The organism is Actinophytocola sp. (assembly GCF_035712165.1).
GTDB lineage: Bacteria > Actinomycetota > Actinomycetes > Mycobacteriales > Pseudonocardiaceae > DASYTH01.
Map to the genome: position 1 here is coordinate 1 of NZ_DASTBH010000031.1, position 8,246 is coordinate 8,246.

The following is an 8,246-nucleotide window of genomic DNA, read 5'->3' on the forward strand; positions in this document are numbered from 1 at the left end:
ACCCGAAGTTCATCGCCGACCCGTACCCGGTGTTCGCCCGGCTGCGGGACCAGGCCGAGCTGCACTGGCACGAGGGGCTGGGGCTCTACCTGGCGGTGTCCCACGCGGCCTGCTCGGAGCTGCTCCGGGACCGCTCGCACGGCCGGATCTGGGTCGACGCCACCCCGCCCGAGACGTTCGCCGCGTTCAACCTGCTGCACCGCAACTCGCTGCTGGAGAGCGAGCCGCCCCGGCACACCCGGTTACGCCGGCTGATCTCCACGGCGTTCGCCCGCGGGCACACCGAGCGGCTCCGGCCGTGGGTGCGCGAGCTGGCCGGGCGGATGGTCGAGCGGCTGGCGACCGAGATCACCGCGCGGGGCAGCGCCGACCTGCTCGAGCACCTGGCCGCGCCGCTGCCGGTCGAGGTGATCGGCGAGCTGCTCGGCGTGCCGGACGCGGACCGCCCGAAGCTCGCGCCCTGGTCCAACGCGATCGTGAAGATGTACGAGTACGGCGCCGCACCGGAGCTGACCGCCGCCGCCGAGCGCGCCGCCGCCGAGTTCGTCGCCTACCTGCGGGACCTGGCCGCGCGGCGGGCCCAGGAACCGGGCGACGACCTGGTCAGCGACCTGGTGGCGGTGCGCGACGACGGGGACCGGCTCACCGGCGACGAGCTGGTCGGCACGGCGGTGCTGCTGCTGATGGCCGGGCACGAGGCCACCGTGAACGTGATCGGCAACGGGGTGCTGGCGCTGCTGCGGCACCGGGCGCAGTGGGACCGGCTGGTGGCCGACCCGGGCCTGGTGCCGCTCGCGGTCGAGGAGCTGATCCGGTTCGACGCGCCGCTGCAGCTGTTCGAGCGCACCGCGACCGCACCGGCGACGGTCGCCGGGCTGCCGATCGCGCCGGGCACGAAGGTCGCCGCCCTGCTCGGCGCCGCGGCCCGGGACCCGGCGGTGTTCGCCGAGCCGGACACGCTGGACGTCGGTCGCAGCCCCAACCCGCACCTGGGCTTCGGCGCCGGCATTCACTACTGCGTCGGCGCCCCGCTGGCCCGGGTGGAGATCGGCGCCGCGCTGGAGGCCCTGCTCACCAGGCTGCCCGGGCTGCGCCTGGCCGACGTGCCGCAGCGCCGCCCGGAGTTCGTGATCCGTGGCCTGCGCGGCCTGCCGGTGTGTTAACGGGCCGCGCCGGGTGGGCGGCGGGCGCGCAGCGGCGGGTCCGGGGCGCCCTCCACCTTCAGCACCCGCAGCAGGCGGACGCTGGCCGGGTCGATCGGCACGAGCAGCGTGGTCAGTCCGCGCACGACCCACACCGACAGCACCGCGACCACCGCCGCGGCCAGGTAGGTGAGCGCGTGCAGCAGCACCCCGTCGGCCTGCGCCTGCACGCCGGTGCGCAGCCGCCACAGCAGGGCGGCCGTGCACAGCAGACCGCTGACCCACCAGGCCACCCACCAGGCCAGCACCAGCCGGCTCGGCCGGGGCCGCTGCTCCACCGGACGGCGCAGCACCGTGTGCTCCAACTCGGCCAGCGCTGAGCCGGGCACCACCAGGTTCACGCCGGGGATCACCAGGCCGACCAGCACCTGCCAGCTCGGCCGGGCCGGGCCGACACCGGCCAGGTCGGCGGCGGCGCTGCGGGCGGCGAGCAGCCACCACACCGTCAGGCACGCCGCCACCAGCGCGAACGCGATGCACAGCACGGCTCCGGTGCCCACCAGGCCGTCGGAGAACTCCACCGTCGCGCGGCTCAGGGCCGCGGTGCGGCTCTGCACCAGCAGCACGTAGCGCCAGATCTCCGCGGCGGCGGCGATCAGGGCGGTCACCGCGACCACCCACAGCATCGGGACGGCCTGCCGGGCCAGCGACCGCACCTGGTCCACGGTGGCCGGTGCCCGGGTGGGTGTGCCCGGCACCGACGTCGGCCAGCGCCAGGCCAACGCCGGGAAGCCCCAGCGCGGCGGCGAGGAGTAGGACGGCGGGCCCTGGTAGCGGCCCGGCCGCCGGCGTGGGGGCGTCGCCGGGGCACTGCCCGGCGGCGGGGTCGCCACCCACTGCGGGTACTGCTCCATTGAGCTAGATGACCTCGGGTTCGGCGCCGGCCTCGCTGACCATGGGCCGTCCGGCGGCGTGCCAGGACTTCATGCCGCCGTCGACGTTGGTCGCGTCCCAGCCGTTGGCGTTGAGGTAGGCGGTGGCCCGCGACGAGCGCCCGCCGCCCCGGCACACCACGTAGACGTTGCCCTCGGCGGGCAGTTCGGCCAGCCGTTCGGCCAGTTCGCCCATGGGGATGTGCACGGCGTTCGGAGCGTGCCCGGCGGCCCACTCGTCGGGCTCGCGGACGTCCAGCAGGGTGACGTCCTCGGGCAGGTCGCTGACGCTGACATTGGGTACTTGCTGCGGCATCACGTCGGAAATGCTGCCATGTGACCCGGTACGGAGCGCGTGAAAGGGGCCCGCGCGAGCGCGGGCCCCTTTCGACACACCGCCGTTAGTGCACGACCGCCTTCTCGGCGCCGACCCCGGTCAGCGCCCGGACCTCCATCTCGGCGTACTTGGCGTCGTTGCGCTCCTTGGAGAGCACGGTGCCGAGCCAGCCGAGGAAGAAGGCCACCGGGATGGACACCAGGCCCGGGTTGGCCAGCGGGAAGATGTCGAAGTCGGCGTTCTTCAGCATCGACGTGGGCTTCCCGGACACCGCGGGCGACAGGATGATCAGCCCGATGCAGACGATCAGCCCGCCGTAGATGCTCCACAGCGCGCCCTGGGTGTTGAACTTCTTCCAGAACAGCGAGTAGATGATCGTCGGCAGGTTCGCCGAGGCCGCCACCGCGAACGCGAGGGCCACCAGGAAGGCGATGTTCTGGCCGAGGGCGACGATGCCGCCGCCGATGGCCAGCGCGCCGATCACGAACGCGGTGATTCGGGCGACCCGGACCTCCTGCGCCTTGTCGTCCATCTCGCCCTTCTTGATCACATTGGCGTAGATGTCGTGCGCGAACGACGCCGACGCCGTGATCGTGAGGCCGGCGACCACCGCCAGGATGGTCGCGAACGCCACCGCCGCGATCAGGCCGAGCAGCAGGGTGCCGCCCAGCTCGAAGGCCAGCAGCGGGGCCGCCGAGTTCTGCCCACCGGGTGCCGCCAGGATGTCCTTCGACCCGACCAGCGCGCCGGCACCGTAGCCGAGCACCAGGGTGAACAGGTAGAAGATGCCGATCAGCGCGATGGCCCAGATCACCGAGCGGCGCGCCTCCTTGGCGGTCGGCACGGTGTAGAAGCGCATCAGGATGTGCGGCAGGCCGGCGGTGCCGAGCACCAGGGCCAGCGCCAGCGAGATGAAGTCCAGCTTGGACGTCGCGGTGGCGCCGTACTGCAGACCCGGGCCGAGGATGGCCTCGCCCTTCGGGGCCGCCGCGGCGGCGTCGCCGAGCAGGTTGGACAGGTTGAACCCGTTGAGGGCCAGGACCCAGATCGTCATCGTCAGTGCGCCGGCGATCAGCAGGGTGGCCTTGATGATCTGCACCCAGGTGGTGCCGCGCATGCCGCCGATCACCACGTAGACGATCATGATGAGGCCGACAACGCCGATCACCAGGGCCTGCCCGCCCTTGCCGGTGACACCGAGCAGCAGCGCGACCAGGCCGCCGGCGCCGGCCATCTGGGCCAGCAGGTAGAAGAACGACACGGCCAGGGTGGACACCGACGCCGCGGCCCGCACCGGACGCTGCCGCATCCGGAAGGCCAGCACGTCACCCATGGTGTAGCGGCCGGTGTTCCGCAGCAGCTCCGCAACCAGCAGCAGGGCGACCAGCCAGGCCACCAGGAAGCCGATCGAGTACAGGAACCCGTCGTAGCCGTACACCGCGATGGCGCCGGCGATACCGAGGAACGACGCGGCGGACAGGTAGTCGCCGGAGATCGCGATCCCGTTCTGCGCGCCGGTGAAGGAGTGCCCGGCCGCGTAGTAGTCGACCGCGGTCTTGGTGCTCCGGCTGGCCCGGAACACGATCACCAGGGTGATCGCCACGAAAACGGCGAAGATGGCGATGTTGAGTAGCGGCTCGGCCTCGGCCTTGCTCTGGGCCACCACACCGGCCTGCGCCAGCGCGACCATGCTCACTTGGCGTCTCCCTCGATCTCGGAGCGGATCTTGTCGGCGATCGGGTCCAGGTTCCGGTTGGCGTGCCTGGCGTACAGCCACGTGATCAGGAACGTGGACGCGAACTGGAGCAGGCCGAAGATCAGCCCGACGTTGATGTTGCCGAACACCTTCGTGCTCATGAATTCGTGCGCGTAGGCGGACAGCAGGACATACAGCAGGTACCAACCGAGGAAGGCCGCGGTCATGGGAAAGACGAAGGTGCGCAACCGGCGACGGAGCACCGCGAAGTCGGCGCTCTGGTCGATCGACTCCCAGTCCGGCCCCGGCCCCGGTTTGGTCTGCTCGGAAGTGCTCACGAGACCTCCCGCTAAGCGTGGACGATTGGGCCACACGCTAGGAACGCGCTCGGACCAGGGAAATCGTCAGCGGACCAACCGCCCGGCCATGCGACGAACGGTTGACGAACGGTTCCTTGATCGGGTCGAGTGGCGTAGGTCACGCAACTGGGCCGGCCCCGTCGTGGCCGGACGGTCCTCGTTGAGATGCAGCCGGAGCATCGCGGCACCCGCCCAGACCGGTGGCCGGCCGCGCATCGAGACCACGATCATCGTGCCGAAGGCCAGCGGGACGGTCCACGGCGCGGGCTGCGCCACCAGGATCGCCACCCAACCGGACAGCGGTGGGCCGAACAGCGTCACGGCGATCGCCCCGGCCGAGCCGAGCAGCCCGGCCAGCACCCCGCTCATCGCCCCGGCCACGGTCAGCCGGGACCACCAGATGCCCAGCACCAGCAGCGGACAGAAGGTGGACGCCGCCACGGTGAAGCCCCAGGTGACCAGCACGCCGGCGTCCAGCCGGATGGCCAGCAGGGCGAGCAGCACCACCGCCGCGGCGGCGGCGAACACGGTGATCCGCAGCCGGCCCAGCCCGCCGGGCAGCAGGTCGTGGGAGATCGCCCCGGACACCACCAACAGCAGGCCGAGCGAGGTGGCCAGGAAGGCGGCGAACGCGCCGGCGGTCAGCAGGCCGGTGAACGCCGTGCCGGCGACCCCGGAGTCGACCTGGGCGGGCAGCGCGACGACGGCGGTGTCGGTGGCGCCGGACAGGTACAGGTGCGGCACCAGCACCCGGCCGAGCACCCCGTAGATGCCGGGGAACAGGTAGAACATGCCGAGCAGCCCGACGGTCAGCGCCGCGGTCCGGCGGGCCGACCGGCCGTCCGGGCTGGTGTGGAAGCGCATCAGCACGTGCGGCAGACCCATCGTGCCGAGCACCAGCGACACCAGCAGCGCCCAGGTGCCCAGCAGCGGGTAGCCGGCGTTCTGCAGGTCCAGCAACGGGCGGTGCCAGCCGTACCCGCCGGGCAGCGGCTCACCGCGCAGCACCGGCACCATCGCCCCGGCGGGGAACACCACCCGGGTGCCGTCGGCCACCTGCCACGGTCCGGCCTCGATCACCCGCGGCCCGGACCCGGTGGTCACCGTGATCGGCTCGGCCAGGTCCATCGTGACGCCGACCCGGAAGGTCACCGTGGTGTCCCGGGTGAAATGGGTGAACTCCACCGGGTGCACCGCCTCGCCGCGCACCGCCGGGCCGGCCATCGCCAGCAGCCAGATCGCCGGCACGATGAACAGCACCAGCTTGAGCACGAACTGGAAGGCCTGCACGTAGGTGGCCGCGCGCATCCCGCCGAGCGCCAGCGTGGTGGCCACCCCGGCGCCGGCGATCACCACCCCGACCCAGTACGGGGTACCGCTGACCACGCTGAGCACCAGGCCCGAGGTGCGGAACTGGGGCACCAGGTAGAGCCCGCCGATCACCAGGATCACCACGGCGGACACCCGGCGCAGCGTCGGCGAGGCCAGCCGGGCCTCGGCGAAGTCCGGCACGGTCAGCGCCCCGGACCGGCGCATCGGCGCGGCCACCAGCACCAGCATCGCGATGTAACCGGCGGTGAACCCGACCGGGTACCACAGCGAGCCGATCCCGTCCTTGACCACCAGACCCGCCACGCCGAGGAAGGACGCCGCGGACAGGTACTCGCCGGCCACCGCCGCCGAGTTCAGCAGCGGCGAGACCCGCCGGGAGGCCACCAGGAAGTCCGAGGTGGTGCGCATCGCCGCCACCCCGCGCAGCCCGATCAGCAGCGTCACCAGCACCACGGGAGCGACGGCGAAGGCGAAGATCACGCCTGGTCCCGGTCCGGGCGGAGCAGCGCGCTGCTCTCGTCCTCGATCCGCTCGGCCCGGCGCAGCTGCCAGCGGGCCAGCAGCACCAGCGCCGGGTACGGCAGCACCGCCAGCACCAGCCAGGACAGCGGGATGCCGGCCAGCCGGACCTCGTCCAGCCCGGGGAACAGCGCGAACACCAGCGGCAGGCCGAGCATGCCGGCGAACAGCAGCAGCAGCGGGGCCACCGCGTGCCGGCGCTGGGCCTGGAAGATCACCTGGGCGCGGTCGGCGTCGGCCGGGTCCAGGGTGGGCACCCGCCACCGGCCACGCAGCCGTCCCCGGGCGTGCGCGTGCCTGGTCTGCGGGCTCATCACCGCGACCCGCCGGCTGGGCATCAGACCCGTCCGGTCCGGTCGAGCTGGCCGTGCCGGGCCGCGTGCAGCAGCCGCTCGCGCAGCTCCCGGGCGTGCCGGCGGCTGACCGGAACGTCGCCCAGGTCGGTGTGGGCCAGCAGCCCGCCGGCCGAGTCGCTGCGCAGCTCGCGCACCGCGCCGAGGGCGACCAGGAAGCTGCGGTGCACCCGGACGAACCCGGCCGCCTCCCAGTACTCCTCCAGCCGGGAGATCGGCATCCGCACCAGGTGCACGCCGGTCCGGGTGTGCAGCCGGACGTAGTCGCCGTGCGCCTCCACGTAGTGCACCTCGCCGCGCCGCACGTACCGGGTGCGGCCGGCGGTCTCCACCGGGAGTGCGGCCATCGCGTCCGGCAGCGCGGTGGGGGCCGCCGCCTCGGCCGGGGCGCCGGGCACCACCCGCAGCACCCGGGTCAGCGCGTCGGCCAGCCGCTCCGCGCGCACCGGCTTGAGCAGGTAGTCGACCGCGCCGACCCCGTAGGCGGCCACCGCGTGCTGGTCGTACGCGGTGACGAACACGATCACCGGCGGGTCGCTCAACCGGGACAGCAGCGCGGCCAGCTCCAGGCCGTCCAGCCCGGGCATGGCCACGTCCAGGAAGACCGCGTCGAACCGGCCGTGCTGGATCATGCGCAGCGCGGTGAGCGGGTCGGCCGCGCCGGCCGCCTCGGCCACCTCGGGCGCCTCGCGCAGCAGCGCGCACAGCTCGCCGAGCGCGGCCGGCACGTCGTCCACCGCGAGCACCCGGAGCCCACCGCTCATCCCGGCATCACTCCCGGCTGGAACCTCGGGATCCGGACGACCACCCGGGTCCCGGCGCCCGCGGCGGTCTCCACGACCAGCCCGAACCAGGGGCCGTACACGTGCCGCAGCCGGCGGTCCACGTTGGCCAGCCCCACGCTGTCCGTGCCGCCGCGCCCGGCCAGGATGCCCTCGGCCAGCTCTGGAGCCATGCCCACCCCGTCGTCCTCGACGCTGATCACGCAGTCGTTGCCCTCGGCCTCACCGCGCACCTGGACCAGACCGGCCTCGGCCCGCGGTTCGATGCCGTGCCGCACCGCGTTCTCCACCAGCGGTTGCAGCACCAGGTAGGGCAGCGCCACGGCGAGCACCTCGGGCGCCACCCGGACCTGTACCTTCAACCGCTCGCCGAGCACCGCCCGTTGCAGGGCCAGGTAGGTCTCGATCGCGTGAAACTCGTCGGCCACGGTGGTGTACTCGCCGTGCCGGGCCAGGCTGTACCGGATGTAGTCGGCGAAGTCGAGCATCAGCTCCCGGGCCCGGTCCGGCTCGGAGCGCACCTGCGCGGCGATCACGGTCAGCGCGTTGTAGACGAAGTGCGGCGAGATCTCCGCCCGCAGCGCCCGCAGCTCGGCCTGGGCGGCCTGCTCGGCGGAAGCCTCCAGCCGGCCCCGTTCCAGCGCCTCCACCACCCAGTCGGCCATCTCCCTGACCGGCGACATCCGGCTCGCGCCCGCGACCACGAGCACCCCGGACAGCTCGTCCCGCGCGTGCAGCGGCAACGCCACTGTCGGCAGCCGCCCGGCTTTCGTCTCACTGTGCAGGACGTTCTC

Annotated in this window: 9 protein-coding genes; 1 reads left to right on the plus strand and 8 read right to left on the minus strand. The window is 73.0% G+C overall.

Annotated features, from left to right (window positions below; translation table 11 throughout):
• Positions 1 to 1,163, plus strand: a 1,163-nt coding sequence (locus tag VFO68_RS01600) for a cytochrome P450 (RefSeq protein WP_325156305.1), incomplete at its 5' end; no start/stop codon positions are given.
• Here the strand turns inward: VFO68_RS01600 and VFO68_RS01605 are convergent.
• The 8 genes from VFO68_RS01605 to VFO68_RS01640 form a co-directional block, all read right to left on the minus strand.
• Positions 1,160 to 2,056 (minus strand): DUF4328 domain-containing protein, encoded by an 897-nt coding sequence (locus VFO68_RS01605; RefSeq protein WP_325156306.1) that lies wholly within the window; start codon positions 2,054 to 2,056, stop codon positions 1,160 to 1,162. The genes VFO68_RS01600 and VFO68_RS01605 overlap by 4 nt on opposite strands.
• 4 nt (positions 2,057 to 2,060) lie before the next feature.
• On the minus strand, positions 2,061 to 2,390 hold the full coding sequence (locus VFO68_RS01610) for a rhodanese-like domain-containing protein (RefSeq protein ID WP_325156307.1): 330 nt from the start codon (positions 2,388 to 2,390) through the stop codon (positions 2,061 to 2,063).
• Between the two features lie 85 nt (positions 2,391 to 2,475).
• Complete coding sequence (locus VFO68_RS01615; protein WP_325156312.1) at positions 2,476 to 4,101, minus strand: cation acetate symporter; 1,626 nt, start codon at positions 4,099 to 4,101, stop codon at positions 2,476 to 2,478.
• A 2-nt stretch (positions 4,102 to 4,103) separates the two neighbouring features.
• Positions 4,104 to 4,445 (minus strand): DUF485 domain-containing protein, encoded by a 342-nt coding sequence (locus VFO68_RS01620; RefSeq protein WP_325156308.1) that lies wholly within the window; start codon positions 4,443 to 4,445, stop codon positions 4,104 to 4,106.
• Between the two features lie 66 nt (positions 4,446 to 4,511).
• Positions 4,512 to 6,278, minus strand: a complete 1,767-nt coding sequence (locus VFO68_RS01625) for a cation acetate symporter (RefSeq protein ID WP_325156309.1) — start codon at positions 6,276 to 6,278, stop codon at positions 4,512 to 4,514.
• Entirely contained in the window at positions 6,275 to 6,655 is a 381-nt protein-coding gene (locus VFO68_RS01630) for a hypothetical protein (protein WP_414635446.1), read from the minus strand. Before VFO68_RS01630 ends, VFO68_RS01625 begins: the two co-directional genes overlap by 4 nt.
• Complete coding sequence (locus VFO68_RS01635) at positions 6,655 to 7,434, minus strand: LytTR family DNA-binding domain-containing protein (protein WP_325156310.1); 780 nt, start codon at positions 7,432 to 7,434, stop codon at positions 6,655 to 6,657. Before VFO68_RS01635 ends, VFO68_RS01630 begins: the two co-directional genes overlap by 1 nt.
• A partial coding sequence (locus VFO68_RS01640; RefSeq protein WP_325156311.1) for a sensor histidine kinase occupies positions 7,431 to 8,246 on the minus strand: 816 nt, incomplete at its 5' end. The genes VFO68_RS01640 and VFO68_RS01635, both read right to left, overlap by 4 nt.